General features: G+C 55.9%; 13 protein-coding genes. 6 read left to right on the top strand and 7 right to left on the bottom strand.

Going from position 1 to position 17,594, the window contains the following annotated elements:
• Window positions 1-143: 143 nt before the first annotated feature.
• The 3 genes from ACOTZB_RS16380 to ACOTZB_RS16370 all read left to right on the top strand — a co-directional run bounded on the left by ACOTZB_RS16380 (window position 144) and on the right by ACOTZB_RS16370 (window position 2,808).
• On the top strand, window positions 144-290 hold the full coding sequence (locus ACOTZB_RS16380) for a DUF2256 domain-containing protein (RefSeq protein WP_071789391.1): 147 nt from the start codon (window positions 144-146) through the stop codon (window positions 288-290).
• Entirely contained in the window at window positions 287-1,816 is a 1,530-nt protein-coding gene (locus ACOTZB_RS16375) for a cryptochrome/photolyase family protein (protein ID WP_421627792.1), read from the top strand. The genes ACOTZB_RS16380 and ACOTZB_RS16375 overlap by 4 nt, the downstream gene beginning before the upstream one ends.
• A 92-nt stretch (window positions 1,817-1,908) precedes the next feature.
• Window positions 1,909-2,808 carry a LysR family transcriptional regulator gene (locus tag ACOTZB_RS16370; protein ID WP_047652402.1) on the top strand — a complete coding sequence of 300 codons (900 nt, stop codon included), beginning with the start codon at window positions 1,909-1,911 and terminating at the stop codon, window positions 2,806-2,808.
• Here ACOTZB_RS16370 and ACOTZB_RS16365 read toward each other — a convergent pair.
• From ACOTZB_RS16365 to ACOTZB_RS16350, 4 genes are all read right to left on the bottom strand, one after another.
• Window positions 2,783-3,571: a substrate-binding domain-containing protein gene (locus ACOTZB_RS16365; RefSeq protein WP_421627790.1), complete on the bottom strand. Its 789-nt coding sequence runs from the start codon at window positions 3,569-3,571 to the stop codon at window positions 2,783-2,785. The genes ACOTZB_RS16370 and ACOTZB_RS16365 overlap by 26 nt on opposite strands.
• Window positions 3,568-4,881, bottom strand: coding sequence for an MFS transporter (locus ACOTZB_RS16360; protein WP_023336204.1), 1,314 nt, complete (start codon window positions 4,879-4,881; stop codon window positions 3,568-3,570). Before ACOTZB_RS16360 ends, ACOTZB_RS16365 begins: the two co-directional genes overlap by 4 nt.
• A 282-nt stretch (window positions 4,882-5,163) precedes the next feature.
• On the bottom strand, window positions 5,164-6,813 hold the full coding sequence (fumA, locus tag ACOTZB_RS16355; RefSeq protein WP_045356690.1) for a class I fumarate hydratase FumA: 1,650 nt from the start codon (window positions 6,811-6,813) through the stop codon (window positions 5,164-5,166).
• Window positions 6,814-6,866: 53 nt separating this feature from the next.
• Window positions 6,867-8,375: an anion permease gene (locus ACOTZB_RS16350; protein ID WP_421627788.1), complete on the bottom strand. Its 1,509-nt coding sequence runs from the start codon at window positions 8,373-8,375 to the stop codon at window positions 6,867-6,869.
• A gap of 604 nt (window positions 8,376-8,979) precedes the next feature.
• Between ACOTZB_RS16350 and ACOTZB_RS16345 the strand changes: the two genes are divergently transcribed.
• Window positions 8,980-11,760 carry a flavocytochrome c gene (locus ACOTZB_RS16345; protein WP_421627787.1) on the top strand — a complete coding sequence of 927 codons (2,781 nt, stop codon included), beginning with the start codon at window positions 8,980-8,982 and terminating at the stop codon, window positions 11,758-11,760.
• Window positions 11,761-11,854: 94 nt separating this feature from the next.
• A complete protein-coding gene (locus ACOTZB_RS16340) occupies window positions 11,855-12,817 on the top strand; it encodes an FAD:protein FMN transferase (RefSeq protein ID WP_421627786.1) in 963 nt (320 codons plus the stop codon).
• On the opposite strand, the gene dcuR is transcribed toward ACOTZB_RS16340, so the two are convergent.
• Both dcuR and ACOTZB_RS16330 read right to left on the bottom strand, forming a co-directional pair.
• Window positions 12,798-13,517, bottom strand: a complete 720-nt coding sequence (dcuR, locus tag ACOTZB_RS16335) for a two-component system response regulator DcuR (protein WP_395304110.1) — start codon at window positions 13,515-13,517, stop codon at window positions 12,798-12,800. The two genes, ACOTZB_RS16340 and dcuR, sit on opposite strands and share 20 nt — an antisense overlap.
• Window positions 13,514-15,130, bottom strand: coding sequence for a sensor histidine kinase (locus tag ACOTZB_RS16330; protein WP_368525912.1), 1,617 nt, complete (start codon window positions 15,128-15,130; stop codon window positions 13,514-13,516). The genes dcuR and ACOTZB_RS16330 overlap by 4 nt, the downstream gene beginning before the upstream one ends.
• Window positions 15,131-15,294: 164 nt before the next feature.
• Between ACOTZB_RS16330 and ACOTZB_RS16325 the strand changes: the two genes are divergently transcribed.
• Window positions 15,295-16,158, top strand: coding sequence for an N-acetylmuramic acid 6-phosphate etherase (locus ACOTZB_RS16325; RefSeq protein ID WP_421627785.1), 864 nt, complete (start codon window positions 15,295-15,297; stop codon window positions 16,156-16,158).
• Between the two features lie 57 nt (window positions 16,159-16,215).
• Here ACOTZB_RS16325 and ompC read toward each other — a convergent pair whose 3' ends face one another.
• Window positions 16,216-17,382, bottom strand: coding sequence for a porin OmpC (ompC, locus tag ACOTZB_RS16320; RefSeq protein WP_337280216.1), 1,167 nt, complete (start codon window positions 17,380-17,382; stop codon window positions 16,216-16,218).
• Window positions 17,383-17,594 lie beyond the last annotated feature (212 nt).

Raw genomic sequence — 17,594 nt, 5'->3', positions numbered from 1 at the left:
TCACTGCGACAATTCCAGCCTGAATAAACTATCATTCGTACGTAGCGGTGGGTAGCGGTTTACGGGCATCACCTTCATTTTGTGAAGTCTGTCGTAGCCTTCATCCACAGGTTCAGTGAAGAAATCAGTACGGTATTGAAAAGATGAGCGATTTCAAAGGTAACAAGCAGAACCTGCCCAGCCGGGCGTGCGCGCACTGCCAGCGGCCCATGACGTGGCGCAAGAAATGGGCGAAATGCTGGGATGAGGTCAAATACTGTTCCGAGCGCTGTCGCAGGAGCCACCGTTGACCGAACTGCGCCTGATCCTCGGCGATCAGCTTAATCCGCACCACAGCTGGTTTGATGCCTGCAATCCGAACGTCATTTACGTGATGCTGGAGCTGCGGGCAGAAACCGCGTACGTGCTTCATCACGCCCAGAAAGTGATCGCCATTTTTGCCGCCATGCGCGCGTTTGCCTCTGCGTTAAAAGAGAAGGGGCATCGGGTGAGGTATGTCCGGCTTTCTGACGGCTCAAACCGCGGCGCGCTGGAAGACAATCTCAACGCGCTGGTCGCGCATTACGGCGCCGACAGGGTGATATGGCAGGAGCCCGACGAATGGCGCCTGGATACGCAGCTGCAGGCGTGGGCGAAAGCGGCGTCCGTCGAAACGGCCTGCGTCAGCAGCGAGCATTTCTTCACCACCCGTGAACAGGTGAGCGCGTTCTTTTCAGCACGCAAAAGCTGGCGAATGGAGTACTTTTACCGGGAAATGCGTCGTCAGCACGGCGTACTGTTAACCTCAGAAGGCGAGCCGGAAGGGGGAAAATGGAATTTTGATGCTGAAAACCGCAAACGCTGGTCCGGCGAGCCGCCCGCGCCGGAAGACGCGCGTCCCAGCCACGATTATTCAGCCTTATGGGCGGAGATCCAACGCTGCGGCGTAAACACCTTCGGCGAACCGCAGGCCGGGAATTTTCGCTGGCCGCTCAACCGTTCGGAAGCCAAAGCAAGGCTGGATGAATTTATCGCTCACGTGCTCCCGCAGTTCGGCGCCTGGCAGGACGCGATGCACGCGGAGGAGCCTTTTCTTTTCCACTCGTTAATTTCATTCGCGCTGAATACCAAAATGCTTAATCCGCGGGAAGTGGTGGCTGCCGCCGAGCAGGCATGGCGTTCGGGCCATGCGCCGCTGCCAGCCGTTGAAGGGTTTATTCGACAAATTCTCGGCTGGCGGGAATACGTGCGCGGGATTTACTGGTCGCAGATGCCGGGCTATCGGGAGCTGAATGCCTTAGACCAGCACGCCCCGCTGCCGGACTGGTTCTGGACCGGCAGGACGCAGATGCGCTGCCTGGCGCATGCCGTTGGACAGTCGCTCACCGAGGCTTACGCCCACCATATCCAGCGCCTGATGGTCATTGGGAACTTTAGCCTGCTCAGCGGCCTGTCGCCGCAGGCGGTTCATGAATGGTATCTGGGGGTCTACATTGATGCCTTTGAATGGGTAGAGCTGCCCAATACCCTCGGGATGAGCCAGTTTGGCGATGGCGGATTGCTGGCCAGTAAGCCCTACGTTTCGAGCGCGTCGTACATTCACAAGATGAGTAATTACTGTCAGGGGTGCCGGTATCAGCACACCCAGCGTACCGGAGAGCTGGCGTGCCCCTTCAATGCCCTTTACTGGGATTTCTTTGCGCGCAACCAGGCGCGTCTGGGTAACAATCCCCGCCTGGGCATCGTCTTTAAACAGCTTGCGGACATGAAGGAAGAGGAGCGGCAGGCCATTGCCGATCGCGCCGGGTATATTCGCCTGCATCTCAACGAGCTCTGACGTATTTCACCACCGCGCCGGTTGCGGTGGGTCAATAAGACGCTATTATTTTTGACTTTGTTGCGTATTCCCTGACAGGACATCCAGACGCCATGCCCGTGAATTTTGACCTTAACGATCTTTATGCTTTCAGAGCGTTAGTGGAATACGGTAACTTCCGTGTCGCTGCTGAATCTATCTGCTTATCCCAGTCGGCGCTGAGCCGCAGGATTGAAAAGCTGGAAGCCGCGCTGGGAAACCGGCTGTTTGACCGTACCACCCGCCGCGTGGCCTTAACGTTATACGGGCAAAACTTTGCTGAACGCTCCGCGCAGCTGCTCGACAACGTTGAGTCAATGCTGGCGGATGTCGATAAGGTCAGCGAAGAGCGGACGGGGCTGATCACGGTTGCCACGGTCCCATCCGCCGCCTGTTACTTTATGCCCGATGTGATCCGTCGCTTTCAGTCTCGCTATCCGCGGGTTCGCATTAAGCTCATCGACAGCAGCGCGGGGAATGTGATTGACGCCGTGGCCAGAAGCCAGGCGGATTTTGGCATCAGCTTCGCAGGAAACCTGCCGTCCGAAATCGAATTTTTCCCGCTGGTGGAGGATGTCTATGTTGCGGCGTGCCGAAAGGATCACCCGCTGGCGCAGAAGAGTCATCTGACGTGGCAGGCCTTTTACCAGCAGGATTATATCTCCCTCGATAAAACGTCAGGTAACCGTAACCTGCTCGATCGGATGCTGGGGGATATCGTTCCCGAACGCCCCAGCGTCTGCGAAACGCGCCACGTTACCACGATGCTCGGCATGGTAGAGGCGGGGATCGGCATTGCTGCCGTTCCCGCCATGTCGATGCCGACGTCAGAGCACACGCTTCTGACGCATCTGCCGCTGGTGGCGCCGGAAGTGAAACGCACCGTGGGGCTTATCCGGCGCCGGGGTCGTATCCAGTCCTACATTGCGGCTGAACTGGAAAAGCAGATCACCGAACAGTATCGCCGGACGTAACGGGGATCATCCCCGTCTTCTCGATGACGGCCCTGGAGGGCGGTGAGGCGAGATAGGTCAGCAGCGCTTTCCCCTCCGCGGGATGTTCTGCGTGACGGGTGACCGCACCCGCGAAGCGCGTGATGTACTGCAGATTATCCGGGATTTTCCCGATAAAGGTGACGCCCTGAACCGGCAGCAGCTCGCTGACCTGCTGGAAACCGACGGCGTATTTTCCTTTCGCCACTTCTGAGGCGACCGGGATACGCTCGACCATTGTCGCTTTACCCGCCACCTCTTTTTCAATCCCCATTTTTTTGAACAACGTCTGGCTGACGTACCTGCCGCTGGCGCTGTCAGAGTAGGCGATGGAGCTGGCCTGCAGCAGCGTGTTACGCAGAGCCGCCTCGCTGCTGATATCAGGAACTTCCGCCCCTTTTTTCACCACCATGCCAACGGGGGAGTCCGCGAGTTCGGTTCGCGAACCCGGCTGGGTCTGGCCGGCTTTTTCGAGCTTCTCCAGCGCATCGCCCACCATAATCACCACGTCGGCTTTCTCGCCGCGCGCCAGTCGGTTTGGGATCGCCTGCGGCGTAGCGCCCATTGAGGGGCCGGGGATGATCACAATTTTATCCCCGGTCCGACGTTCATAGTCCGGGGCCAGCTTTTCCAGGGCGGCCTTGAAGCCGCCTGAAATCATGACCTTCACGTCCTGAGCACAGGCATTCACGCTCAGGAGCGCCAGCACCAGCGCGCTGGCGGTAAAGCGATAAGTGCGTTTCATACTGCCCCCTGTGACTTGACGGTGTTTTGCAGCGATACCGCGCGGCGGCGGTAGAGGTAGAGCGTGGCCAGCAGGGCACACACGGCGGCGAAACTCATCCAGTAGCCAGGCGAGGCTTTGTCACCGGTGTATTCGATCAGCGCGGTGGACATTACCGGGGTAAAGCCGCCAAAGACCGCCGTTGCCAGGCTGTAAGCCAGAGAGAACCCCGCCACGCGCACTTCAGCAGGCATAATCTCCGTCAGGGCCGGGATCATCGCGCCGTTGTACAGGCCGTAAAGGAAGGAGAGCCACAGCAGCACGCTCAGCATCATGGAGAAGCTGGGGGCGCTCGCCAGCAGCGTCAGGGCAGGGTAGCTGGTCGCCAGCGCCAGCAGTGCCATGGCAATCAGCACCGGCTTGCGCCCGAAGCGATCCGACAGCGCGCCGCCCACCGGCAGCCAGATGAAGTTAGAAATCGCCACCAGCAGGGTGACCAGCAGGCTGTCCGAGGCGCTGAGCATCAGCACCTTTTTGCCAAAGGTGGGGGCGTAGACGGTGATCAGGTAGAACGCGGTGGTGGTCATCGCCACCATCAGCATGCCTGCGACCACCACCTGCCAGTTGCCAAGCAGCGTTTTAAAGACCTGGCGCATCTCGAGATGATGGCGGCGCGCGCTGAACTCTTCCGTCTCCTCCAGCTTGCGGCGCAGGAAAAAGATAAACGGCACGATTAAACAGCCGAACAGGAACGGGATGCGCCAGCCCCATTCGCGAATGGCGCTCTCCTCCATCAGGGCATTCAGGGCAAAGCCCATCGCCGCGGCGACCATAATGGCGACCTGCTGGCTGCCGGACTGCCAGCTGGTGTAAAACCCTTTGCGGCCCGGCGTGGCGATTTCAGCCAGATAAACCGAGACGCCTCCAAGCTCCGCACCGGCGGAAAAGCCCTGCAGCAGACGGCCCGTCAGCACCAGCAGCGGCGCCCACAGACCGATGCTTTGATAAGAGGGGATAAGCACGATCAGGAACGTCCCCGCCGCCATGATGGAAAGCGTGACGATTAGCCCCTTTCTGCGCCCCACCTTGTCGATATACGCGCCAAGCACGATGGCGCCTATTGGGCGCATCAAAAAGCCCGCGCCGAAGACGGCGAAGGTCATCATCAGCGACGCAAATTCACTGCTCGCCGGGAAGAACGTGTGGGCGATGTAGGTGGCATAGAAGCCGAACAGAAAGAAATCGAACTGCTCAAGAAAGTTGCCGGACGTCACGCGGAGTATGGCGCCCGCTTTCGAGCGTACGGTTGCAGGTGAGGTTGAGGAAAACATGGTTATCTCCAGTTTATTGTTGACGTTTTACGCGTCTGTTTTTGAAAACTGGATCAGGATGAGGAAATAGATAAGCGCAAATGCCGCATCGGCTGATGCACATTTTGCATGAATAGCCTTCGCGGGATAAATACAATTAATGACAACAATAACTTAACAATTAATTGATTTTTTATTCACCACTTTTTGCTAAGTGGCTGATATCACGGTTTTGTGACATGACGCAGGCGCATGTCTGTCTGCGACTGCCGGGCAGCGTTGCGCCACCCGGCCTGTCTCAACCTAGCGCTGTGAACAACCCGCGCACTGTTTGTTCTGGATCTGCTGGAAGAAATCGTTGCCTTTGTCATCCACCAGGATAAACGCCGGGAAGTTCTCGACTTCAATTTTCCAGATGGCTTCCATTCCCAGCTCCGGATACGCGACGCATTCCAGGCTCTTAATGCTGTTTTGCGCCAATACCGCTGCCGGGCCGCCAATGCTGCCCAGGTAGAAGCCGCCGTGCTTATGGCAGGCGTCCGTCACCTGCTGGCTGCGGTTGCCTTTCGCCAGCATGATCATGCTCGCGCCGTGGGATTGCAGTAAGTCCACATACGAGTCCATACGGCCCGCCGTGGTCGGGCCGAGCGAGCCAGACGCGTAGCCTTCCGGCGTTTTGGCCGGGCCTGCGTAGTAAATCGGATGATCTTTGACGTACTGCGGCAGTTCTTCACCGTTGTCGAGCAGCTCTTTCAGCTTCGCGTGGGCAATATCGCGCGCCACGATGATGGTACCGTTCAGCGACAGGCGGGTAGAAACCGGGTGCGCGGAAAGCTGCGCCAGGATCTCATTCATCGGCTTGTCCAGATTGATGCTCACCACGTCGCCTTCGCCCTGCTGGCGCAGTGATTCAGGAATATACTGGCCCGGGTTGTGTTCCAGCTTCTCAATCCAGATCCCGTCGCGGTTGATTTTCGCTTTGATGTTGCGGTCTGCGGAGCAGGAGACGCCCATGCCGATTGGGCAAGAGGCGCCGTGGCGCGGCAGGCGGATCACGCGGATATCGTGGGCGAAGTATTTACCGCCGAACTGCGCGCCGAGGCCGAGGTTCTGCGCTTCCTGGAGCAGTTCCTGTTCGAGCTGAACGTCGCGGAACGCCTGGCCGTGTTCATTACCTTCCGTCGGCAGCGCGTCGTAGTAGCGCGTGGAAGCCAGCTTCACGGTTTTCAGCGTGGCTTCCGCTGACGTACCGCCAATCACAAATGCGATATGGTAAGGCGGGCAGGCCGCAGTGCCCAGAGTGCGCATCTTCTCAACCAGGTAGTTTTTCAGCTTCGCCGGGGTGATCAGCGCTTTGGTTTCCTGATAGAGGTAGGTTTTGTTGGCAGAACCGCCGCCTTTTGCCATGCACAGGAATTTGTATTCGTCCCCGTCCACGCTGTAGAGATCGATCTGCGCGGGCAGGTTGGTGCCGGTATTCACCTCTTTATACATGTCCAGCGCCGCATTCTGCGAATAGCGCAGGTTGTCTTCAATGTAGGTGTTATACACGCCCTGGCTCAGCGCCGCTTCGTCACCGCCGCCGGTCCAGACGCGCTGGCCTTTTTTACCCATGATGATCGCGGTGCCGGTATCCTGGCAGGTTGGCAGCACGCCTTTTGCGGCAATTTCAGAGTTACGCAGGAACTGCAGGGCAACGTATTTGTCGTTCTGGCTGGCCTCCGGGTCGTTCAGGATCGCGGCAACCTGCTTCTGATGGGAAGGACGCAGCATAAACGCGGCATCGTGGAAGGCCTGCTGCGCCAGCAGGGTCAGGGCTTCCGGCTCCACTTTCAGCACTTCCTGACCGTCGAATTCGGCAACAGAGACGTGCTCTTTGGTCAGCAGGTAATATTCGGTGTCGTCATGGGAAAGAGGGAAGGGGTTCTGATAAAAAAACGGTTTATTCGACATAGTATTGCTCCACAAAAATAAAACCGCCGGAGGAGAAGTCCGGCGGTCAGGAATCAGAACATCATGGACATCCACGGATAACCAATCAGCAGCAGGGCCGCCAGGAAGATGGCACCGAAGATGGTGCCGAGGCGCCAGTAGTCTTTGGTTGGCAGGTAGCCGCTACCGTAGTAAATCGGGCTTGGGCCAGTACCGTACGGGGTGATAATCCCCATCACGCCCAGCGAGGTCACCATCAGCAGAACGAACACTTCCATATTCATGCCCGGAATGGTGGAGGCGATGGTCAGCATCGCCGGCAGCAGCGCCGTGGTGTGCGCGGTGGTGCTGGCAAACAGGTAGTGCAGCAGGTAGAACGCCAGCAGCAGGACGATGGTCGCCACGCCCGGAGAGATACCGCTCATCAACAGGCCGCCTTCTTGACCTAACCAGCTGATAAAGCCGGTGGAGGAGAGACCATCCGCCAGTGCCACCAGGGTGGCGAACCAGACGAAGGTGTTCCATGCGGCCTTGTTACCGGTGATATCGTTCCACTCCAGCACGCCTGTCCACAGCATCAGACCGACGATGAGCAGGGCCGCCATGGCAGGCTCAATCCACGCGGCGGCGAAGATCCACATCAGCAGCGCACAGCACACGAACACCAGCAGCAGAATTTCGTTGCGGGACAGTTTGCCGAGTTTTTCCAGCTCGCGAGTCGCCCACAGCGGCACTTCGTTATTCACTTTGACTTCAGGTGGGTAGAACCAGTAGGCCAGCAGCGGCATGGTCAGAATCAGCAGGATACCCAGCGGCAGGAAGGCGAGGAACCAGGTGCCCCAGGAGATATCAATCCCAACCGTACTTTTCACCAGCGCCAGGGCCAGCAGGTTTGGCGCGAGGGCGGAGAGGAACATTGAGCTGGTGATACAGGCGGCGGTGATCGCCACCCACATCAGGTATGAACCAATCTTACGCGCGCTTGGGTCATTCGGTTTTGAACCGTACAGCGGCGGCAGGTTAGCGATAATCGGGTAGATGGTTCCGCCGCTGCGCGCGGTGTTGGACGGGGTGAACGGTGCCAGCAGCAGGTCAGCAAACGTAATGGCGTAACCGAGCGTCAGGCTGCGACGGCCGAGGTACTTCACCAGAATCAGCGCCAGACGGCGGCCGAAGCGGGTTTTGTCATAGCCTGCGGCGAACATAAAGGCACCGAAAATCAGCCAGACGGTAGAGTTACCAAACCCGCTCACCGCCCATTTAAAGGAGGCGCCCGCCAGTTTGAATTTCGGGTCAGCCAGCTGATCGGGGCTGAACAGCACCCACTGGCTGCACAGGGCGATGGCGACCACGCCGGTCAGGCCGATCACCGCACCCGGCAGCGGTTCGAAGATCAGACCGACGATCACGCCGACAAAGATGGCGAAGTAGTGCCATGCGTAAGGCGGCAAGCCTTCAGGAACGGGAACAAACAGCAGCAGTACGGCGACAATGACGGGTAGCGCCATCATCAGCAATCGTTTTGCGTTTCCATTTGATGCCTGGTTCGCCACAGGGGGCGTTACAGCAGTTTTTGTATTCATAGTTTCACGTCTTAAGTTGTCAAAAATTCGGTCGCACTGAAAAAACACTTTCTTAAGTTTCTTTGCTTTTTTTAGTTATTAAAGGTGCTTTCGTGTTTTTTCAGTAATAGCGATTTAACGCGTTTTCGTGTGCGCTAAATTAAAAAATGATGATGTTTTTATATTGCGCCTTTGAATGCCATAACTATTGATCGCGATCAAAAAAATAGAATTGCAGCGTTATTTTTATGCTTTTATTAATAACCACTCTGGCGTATGTGGTTATTGCGTGTTTTTCGCGTATTTTTTATCATTTCTTTAACAGGTTAGATTTTGGTGTGTTCGTAGTTAGTTGTTTTTATTGATTTTGAGATCGCTTTGGTGAATTGGTTTTACCATTAATCATTTAACGAATTTTAAATTATTGTGAATGGCTGAATTACAATCGCTAACACCAATGTGTTATTTGTGTTATCGAGGGGATTAAATAGTTTTTTAACTAACGTAATAACTTTAGAAACTAAAAAAATCATTATATTAATATCATGACATCGGCAAATAACGACGAAATAAAAAATCAATCCGATAACGAATTCTTAATTTTTAAAAGTTTGGAGTTTCTATTATGAGCACTAACGAACGCATTCTTAGCCCCTTCACATTACCGAATGGTACTGAACTGAAAAACCGTTTGTTAATGGCCCCTATGACAACCTGTACCGGCTATTTTGACGGCACCGTCACCAGCGAGCTGGTGGAGTACTATCGGGCCCGTTCCGGCAGCATTGGCACCATCATTGTGGAGTGTTGTTTCGTCGACGATCTCGGTCTCGCCTTCCCGGGTGCCATCGGTATTGATAATGATGAGAAAATTGCCGGGCTGGCGAAAATCGCGGAGGCCATCAAATCCAAAGGTTCTAAGGCGCTGCTGCAGATCTACCACGGCGGCCGCATGGTCGACCCAAAACTGATTGGTGGCCGTACCCCGGTTGGCCCGAGCGCCGTAGCCGCGCCGCGTGAAGGTGCCGCAACGCCGGTTGCTCTGACCGCTGAAGAAGTGGAAGGCATGATCGGCAAGTTTGGTGAGGCGGTGCGCCGAGCCATCCAGGCCGGTTTCGACGGCGTGGAAATCCACGGGGCGAACACCTATCTGATTCAGCAGTTCTACTCCCCGAATTCAAACCAGCGCGACGACGAGTGGGGCGGCAGTCGCGATAACCGCGCGAAGTTCCCGCTGGCCGTGCTGGACATTACCCACAAAATGGTGCGCCAGTACGCGGACGACGCGTTTATTATTGGCTACCGCTTCTCCCCTGAAGAGATGGAAGTCCCGGGCATCCGCTTTGACGACACCATGTACCTGCTGGAAAAACTGGCGGCGCGCGGCGTGGACTATCTGCACTTCTCCGTCGGCGCGACCCTGCGTCCTTCTATTGTCGACACCCAGGATCCCACCCCGCTTATCGAAAAATACTGCGCGATGCGTTCTGAAACGCTGGCGCAGGTTCCGGTCATGGGCGTGGGCGGCGTGGTGAATGCTTCAGACGTGAATGAAGCGCTGGACCACGGTTACGACCTGATTGCCGTGGGTCGTGCGACCATTGCGTACCCTGACTGGACCGACCGCATTGCAGCGGGCGAAAGCCTTGAGCTGTTTATGGACAGCACCCAGCGCGAGGCGCTGAACATTCCTGAACCGCTGTGGCGCTTCTCGCTGGTAGAAGCGATGATCCGCGACATGAGCATGGGCGAATCCAAATTCAAACCGGGTACCTTTGCTGAGAAAGTGCAGGATGACGCTAACGAGCTGGTGATCAACGTCAGCCTGGAGACCGACCGCATTGCGGACATCGAGCTGGCCTCCGGCCCGAGCGAAGACGTTGAGTTTGTGACCAGCTTTGAAGAGATCCGTACCCGCATTCTGGATGCCAACACCCCGCACGTGGATGCCATCACCGGCGCAACCAGCCAGAGCGAGGCGGTGAAGAAAGCGGTCTCGAAAGCGATGCTGAAATCCAGCAAAGCGCTGGCCGCGGAAGAGGGCGTTGACCCGAACGAAACCCGCAGCGTGGACGTGGTCGTGGTCGGCAGCGGCGGCGCCGGTCTGGCGGCGGCGATCCAGGCGCACGACGAAGGCGCGAGCGTGCTGATTGTCGAGAAAATGCCGACCATCGGCGGGAACACCATTAAAGCCTCCGCCGGTATGAACGCCGCCGAAACCCGTTTCCAGCGCGTGAAGGGCATTCAGGACAGCAAAGAGCTGTTCTATCAGGAAAGCCTGAAAGGCGGCGGCAACAAGAACAACCCGGAACTGCTGCGCCGCTTCGTCGAGAACGCGCCGCAGGCAATTGAGTGGCTGGCCACGCGCGGCATCATGCTGAACGACATCACCACCACCGGCGGGATGAGCATCGACCGTACTCACCGTCCAAAAGACGGTTCAGCGGTGGGCGGCTATCTCATCAGCGGCCTGGTGCGTAACGTCAACAAACGCAACATCGAGGTGATGCTGGATACCTCCGTCAGCGACATCATCTTCGAGAACGGCGAAGTGACCGGCGTACGTCTGACCACTGAAGAGAACGAAACCGTCACCGTGGCAACCAAAAGCGTGATTGTTGCCACCGGCGGCTTCAGCGCCAACAGCCAGATGGTGGTGAAATACCGTCCGGATCTGGAAGGGTTCGTCACCACCAACCACAAAGGGGCAACCGGCGGCGGTATCGCGCTGCTGGAGCGCATCGGGGCGGGTACCGTGGATATGGGCGAAATTCAAATTCACCCAACCGTTGAGCAGAACACCTCGTACCTGATTTCCGAATCCATTCGCGGCGGCGGGGCGATTCTGGTCAATCAGAAAGGGGAGCGCTTCTATAACGAAATGTCGACCCGAGATAAGGTCTCGGCGTCAATCATCGCGCTGCCGGAGAAATACGCATACATCGTTTTTGACGAGCACGTACGTGCCAAAAACAAAGCCGCGGATGAGTACATCGCCAAAGGTTTCGTGACCAGCGCCAGCTCGCCAAAAGCTCTGGCGGAAGCGCTCGGTATGGATCACCACGCTTTCCTGGCGACCCTGGAACGCTACAACGGTTTCGTTGAGAAACAGTACGATGACGATTTTGGTCGTACCACCGCGCTGCGCGCGCCAATCAACGAAGGGCCGTTCTACGCCATTCAGATTGCGCCGGGCGTGCACCACACCATGGGCGGCGTGACCATCAACACCGAAACCTGCGTGCTGGACAGCAACCACAACGTGCTGCCAGGCGCGTTTGCGGCCGGTGAAGTGGTCGGCGGGATCCACGGCGGTAACCGTATCGGCGGTAACGCAGTGGCAGATATCATTATTTTTGGTACGCTTGCAGGACATCAGGCGGCTATGCGTTCGAAAAAGCAGTAAGACCCCTGTGTTGTAGGCCGGATACGCCCAGCGCTATCCGGCATTTTCCCCGGCGGCGCGGTGCCTGCCGGGGCTACATCTGAGGACTCATGCTATGCCTGATAGCCATCGCGTTTACAGCTACTCCGCCGTCCTGATGGGCTCACCCATTCTCCTGAAACTCTTCTCCCACGATGAAGCCCTCGCGTCCCGCGTGTTTCGCCTGATCAAACAGTATGAAGATCTGCTTACCGTCAACCGCGCGCACTCGCAGGTGATGGACATCAACCATGCAGCTGGCCAGCATCCGGTTACCGTCAGCCGGCCGGTGTTTGATCTGATCCGCTGTGCAAAAGCGGCAAGTTTGCTCAAGGACAGCGCCTTTAATCTGGCGATAGGTCCGCTGGTGAAGCGCTGGAAAATTGGCTTTCAGGGGGACAGCGTTCCGCCTGCCGATGAAATCGCGTCGCTGCTGGCGATAACCCGTCCTGAAGATGTCCTCCTTGATGAGGCCAGCAGCAGCGTGTTTCTGACCAGAGCGGGGATGGAGATCGATCTGGGGGCCATTGCCAAAGGCTATATCGCCGACAGGGTGCGTGATTACCTGCATAAAGAGGGCGCTGAGCTGGGGCTGATCAACCTCGGTGGAAACATTCAGACGTTAGGCTCACCGGAAGGGGGCTGGAGCGTGGGGCTGAAAAAACCGTTCGCCGGTGATGCGCTGATCGGCACGATGACCGTAGAGAACCTCTCCGTCGTGACGTCGGGAACCTACGAGCGCTACTTTGAGCAAAACGGCAGGCGTTATCACCATATTCTCGATCCGCGCACCGGGTATCCGCTGGACAACGAGCTGGACAGCGTGACCATCATTTCAAAAGATTCCATCGACGGCGATATCTGGACCACGCTGATGTACGGCATGGGGGTAGAGAAGGGCTGTGCCGCCCTGCGCGCGCGCCCCGATATTGAAGCGATTTTTGTGACCAAAACAAAAGAAGTGGTGATCTCATCAATGCACCACTTCCGCTTTACCCTGCTGGATAACGACTACCGCGTTACTGACAGTATTGCTTGAGCAAGCCGGTCTGCTCCGGCTGGAGACGGTAGCGATACACCGGACGCCCGGTGGCGCCGTAGTGAATGCTGGTGAACAGAATGTTGATTTGCGCGAGCCAAATCAGGTATTTGCGACAGGACACGCGGGAAATATTGACGGCGTTTGCCAGGTCATCGGTAGAAAACTCCGTCTCCGGGTGAGCGTCAATCCACTGGCAAATCGTGCGCAGCGTTTGCGGCGTTAACCCCTTCGGCAGCTTTTTACTGTCCGCCAGCTCCGGTGCCCCGCCGTGGATCAGCCGGTCGACGTCGGCCTGTTCATAATACTGGTGCGAACCCATCAGGCTATGCTTTGCCTTCCAGCCGTTAAGCGCCTCTTCAAAGCGCGGGAACTGGAACGGCTTGATCAGATAATCCACCACGCCGTAGTGAATGGAAGTCTGGATCGTGGCGGCGTCGGCAGCCGACGAGATCATAATCACATCGATTGGGCGACCGGATGCGCGAATAACGGGCAGCAGATCCAGCCCGTTATCCTGCTGCATATAGACATCCAGCAGCACCAGATCGACAGGCTGGCTGGGGTTATTAATGATGGCCTCGGCCTGGTTTAGCGTGGAGGCGACGCCGCAGCAGCTAAAACCTTCAACACGGTTGACATACAGACGGTTGAGGTCGGCTACCATGGCGTCATCATCGACAATTAATACATTTATCACGCGATATTCCTCTCGCTATCCCAGGGGATGTGAACAAAAAATTGGGTAAATACGCCTGGCTCAGACTCGACGGTGATATCGCCGCCGAGGTTCTGGATTTGCTGGCGAGCAAGGAACAGCCCAACGCCGCGGTTTTCACCTTTTGTTGAGAAGCCCTTTGTAAAAATAGCCTCCAGCTGAGCGGGATCAATGCCGGGGCCATCGTCGCTGACTTCGCAGCTGAGCCAGCCGTTCTGATAATGCAGCAGCAGGCCGATCTCACCTTCCTGCTGTCCTTCCATCGCGTCAAGCGCGTTTTCAATGAGGTTACCCAGCACGGTGATCAGCACCGCGACCTGCTCTTCGCTCGCGCTATCCGGTATCTGGCATTCATCCGCCAGCGTCAGGGTGACGCCCGCTTCTTTCGCCCGATTGATTTTACCCAGCAGGAACCCGGCGATAACCGGGGATTTTACCTTGCTCTGTATCGTACCGATATCCGTCTGGTAATTATGTGCCGTCTGGATGATGTACTCTTCCAGCTTGTCGTAGCGCTTCATGTGCAGCAGGCCCAGGATCACATGCAGTTTATTCATAAACTCGTGCGTATGGCTGCGCAGGGCGTCGACGTAATTAACCATGCCATCAATACGCTGCATCAGCTGGCTGATTTCCGTTTTATCACGGAAGGTGGTAATGGCGCCGATCACCCGATCCTGACTTTTAACGGGAACCATGTTGCACAGCAATAGACGCCCGTTACAGCTGATCTCCTGATCCTGACGCGCGACGCCCGTCTTTGAAACTTCGCGCAGGCTGGCCAGCAGGGGCGCGCTGGCGTTTTCGGTCTGCTTGCCGGAGGGGAGAAGCAATATTTCTCTGGCGGTCTGGTTGATCATCGTCACGCGCCCGTGAATATCGACGGCCAGCACCCCCTCGCGAAGCGACTGCAGCATTGCCTGACGCTGTTCGAACAAGGCGGAAATTTCGTAAGGTTCGAGCCCGAACAGGATGCGTTTCAGTACCCGCACCAGACCCCAAATCGCCATCGAGCTCATAAAAATACTGAACAAAATGGTCCAGACGGCGTTTAGCCGCCCGCGGGCAATCTGATCTTCCACTTTTTTGAGGGAGATACCGACCACCACCACGCCGATCTGGTCGTGCTGGCTGTCGTAAACGGGAGTGAAGACGCGAAGCGCTTCCGCGAGGGCGCCACGGTTTACGGAGACATTCTCTTTACCTTCCAGCGCAGGCTCCAGGTCGTTGCCAATAAAGTGCAGGCCGATGAGGGCTTCGTTCGGGTGCGAGTAGCGAATCCCCCGCATGTCGGTCACCACGGTGAGCAGCAGATCGTTGCGTTGGGTGACGGCTTTGGCGATGGGCTGAATGATATCCGCCTGCGGTGGCTGCATCAGGCCACGCTGGATCTCCGGGCTGTTGGCCAGCGTTCTGGCGATACCCAGAGCCGTATCTTTAACATCATCGCGGGTCGCCCGGGTGATTTGCACGGAGTAGAGCGCAAAAACCACCAGCAGCACAGAGGCAATAATCGCGCACACCATCAGCGTGACCAGGGTGTTCAGCTTCATGGGGCGCTTGCGCGTCGTAAGGAAAGGCTGCAAATCGCTCATCAACACTCCGCGATGATTAAGAAAGGGGTAATTATCGCCGATGACGCGCTTTTCTTAAAGCCATGTAAAGGCGTGGATTTGGTCCTCTTTTCGTGACCCTCCTCGCAGGTCATCTATATAAAACACTTTATAGTGTGTGGGTACTCATAATAAGGAGGCTGTTTATGAGCGTTATGCTTACCGGTTCGGTCAAGGAAAGACGGCACGCCAGCACGATGAATATTGATAGATTGTCCACGCTGGACATGCTGAAAGTCATTCACCAGGATGATGCACTCATTTCTGCTGCTATTACCCCCTGTTTAGATACTATTGCCCGCGTGGTCGACAACGCCGCCGCGACGCTCAGCCACGGCGGTCGCCTGATCGTTGTTGGCGCGGGGCCGTCAGGGCGTGTAGCGCAACAGGTTGCCGATGAATATGCGCCGGGTAAAACCCCTGTGATGGCCGTTACGGCACAAGAAGGGGAAGGGAGCTACGAGCGCGGCGTTGCCGATCTGCAGGCCATCAAGTTTGGTGAATACGATATGATGCTGGCCGTGACCGTCAGCGGAAAAACGCCGTGGGTCTGGGGGGCAATGCGCCATGCGTGGTCGCTGGGTTCACCGGTCGCCATTATTACCGGTGATGCGCACAGTGAAGCCGCGCAGCTGGCAAGCATGGTTATCGCTCCGGAGCTGGGGGCCGACGTCGTCGCAGGCTATATCAACACTAAAGCGGGGATCGCGCAAAAAATGATCCTCTCGATGATTGCCACCGGGCTGGCCGTCCGAACCGGACGGGTTTACAGCAACCTGCGCGTGGATCTTGAGGCAAGCACGACCAAATGGACTGAACGGCAAATCGCCATTGTGATGGAAGCGGGGGGATGCAGCCGGACGGAGGCAAAAACCGCGCTGGCGAGCTGTAACCATAACTGTAAAACGGCGGTATTGATGGTGCTGACAGGGCTGGATGCGTGGAAGGCCCATGAGCTGCTGGCGCAGAATAACGGTTTTATCCGCGTGGCGCTGCAGGAAGCACCGTAGTAGAGATAGTGAAGAAATAAAAAAGGCCGCAATTGCGGCCTTTGGTATTTTGGGGAATTAGAACTGGTAGGTCATGCCTACGCCAACGATGTCATCAGTTGAGATGCCATTGGCCTCGTAGAAGCTTTCATCGTTGTCCAGCAGGTTGATTTTATAATCAACGTAAGTCGAGAAGTTTTTGTTGAAGCTGTAGGTCATACCGACATCTACATAGTTCACCAGATCCTGATCAACATAGTCGTAAGTATTACCTGGGTTGTAATCATTGCCGCCAATGTCTTTACCTTTGGAGTAAACCCATGCCAGAGACGGGCGCAGGCCAAAGTCGAACTGGTACTGTGCGACGGCTTCAAAGTTCTGAGTCTGGTTGGCGATACCAAAATTACCATATGGCGTCATGTTGCGGGTTTCTGCATACATCATGGCCAGGTAAACACCCTGCGCATCATATTTTGCGCCAATGGTCCAGGCTTCAGCGCGTTCGCCACCTGCATATGGGCTGTAGCGGTTGTAGTTACCTGCACCGTATGCAACCTGTTTGTTCGTGCGGTCGGAAGATGAATATGCCGCACCCAGGCTCAGACCGAAGTCAAAATCATAGGTGGTAGACATGCCGAAGCCGTCGCCGTTCTGGAAACGAACATCATCATGGCCGTTTTTCGTGCCTTCCTGATCTTCTGTTGCATCCTGGCCTTCATTCGCACCCTGATACTGCAGCGCGAAATTCAGACCCTCAGCCAGACCGAAGAAATCCTGGTTACGATAGGTTGCCAGACCGTTAGCACGACCATTCATAAAGTTATCGGTCCAGGTGTAAGAGTCACCGCCAAATACAGGCAGCATATCGGTCCAGGCTTCAACGTCGTACACGACGCCGTAATTACGGCCATAATCAAATGAACCGTATTCGCCATATTTCAGACCAGCATATGCCAGGCGGTTAAATGATTTGTCACCCGCGCCTTCGGTATCGTTAGCGAAGGTTTTGTATTCCCACTGACCGTAGCCGATCAGGTCGTTAGCGATCTGGGTTTCGCCTTTGAAACCAATCTGTACATAGGTTTCGTCGCCGTCGTCGCCAGCGTTGTCAGAGAAGGTGTGACGCGCATCGACTTTGCCGTACAGATCAACTTTGTTGCCGTTTTTGTTGTACATTTCAGCCGCATTGGCTGCGCCTGCCATTAATAAAGCGGGTACCACAATTGCCAGAACTTTTCTTTTCATTATATATTCCCTTCAAGTATAATTTATATGAATATATGTAATCACCCTCCGCAATTACAGGCTTGATACTATTCCAGGAGATGTTATTTAGTTTCAAAAATAAATGTAATTAAACCCTATGAAATATTGCCAAATATTTCTAGTAATCTCTTTATTTTTCTGGTGAATTAATTCATTGAATTTATACGGTGTAATTATTATTAAGTATTTCG

The sequence above is a fragment of the Enterobacter cloacae complex sp. SHL020 genome, from assembly GCF_049236945.1.
Classification (GTDB): Bacteria; Pseudomonadota; Gammaproteobacteria; order Enterobacterales; family Enterobacteriaceae; genus Enterobacter; species Enterobacter dykesii.
Note: the sequence above shows the minus strand (reverse complement) of the source record. Positions and strands in the feature narration are given on the sequence as shown.

Coding starts and splice junctions, on each gene's coding strand:
- ACOTZB_RS16380 (WP_071789391.1), top strand. CDS start 144: ATGAGCGATTTCAAAGGTAACAAGCAGAACCTGCCCAGCCGGGCGTGC.
- ACOTZB_RS16370 (WP_047652402.1), top strand. CDS start 1,909: ATGCCCGTGAATTTTGACCTTAACGATCTTTATGCTTTCAGAGCGTTA.
- ACOTZB_RS16365 (WP_421627790.1), bottom strand. CDS start 3,571: ATGAAACGCACTTATCGCTTTACCGCCAGCGCGCTGGTGCTGGCGCTC.
- ACOTZB_RS16360 (WP_023336204.1), bottom strand. CDS start 4,881: ATGTTTTCCTCAACCTCACCTGCAACCGTACGCTCGAAAGCGGGCGCC.
- fumA (WP_045356690.1), bottom strand. CDS start 6,813: ATGTCGAATAAACCGTTTTTTTATCAGAACCCCTTCCCTCTTTCCCAT.
- ACOTZB_RS16350 (WP_421627788.1), bottom strand. CDS start 8,375: ATGAATACAAAAACTGCTGTAACGCCCCCTGTGGCGAACCAGGCATCA.
- ACOTZB_RS16345 (WP_421627787.1), top strand. CDS start 8,980: ATGAGCACTAACGAACGCATTCTTAGCCCCTTCACATTACCGAATGGT.
- ACOTZB_RS16340 (WP_421627786.1), top strand. CDS start 11,855: ATGCCTGATAGCCATCGCGTTTACAGCTACTCCGCCGTCCTGATGGGC.
- ACOTZB_RS16330 (WP_368525912.1), bottom strand. CDS start 15,130: ATGAGCGATTTGCAGCCTTTCCTTACGACGCGCAAGCGCCCCATGAAG.
- ACOTZB_RS16325 (WP_421627785.1), top strand. CDS start 15,295: ATGAGCGTTATGCTTACCGGTTCGGTCAAGGAAAGACGGCACGCCAGC.
- ompC (WP_337280216.1), bottom strand. CDS start 17,382: ATGAAAAGAAAAGTTCTGGCAATTGTGGTACCCGCTTTATTAATGGCA.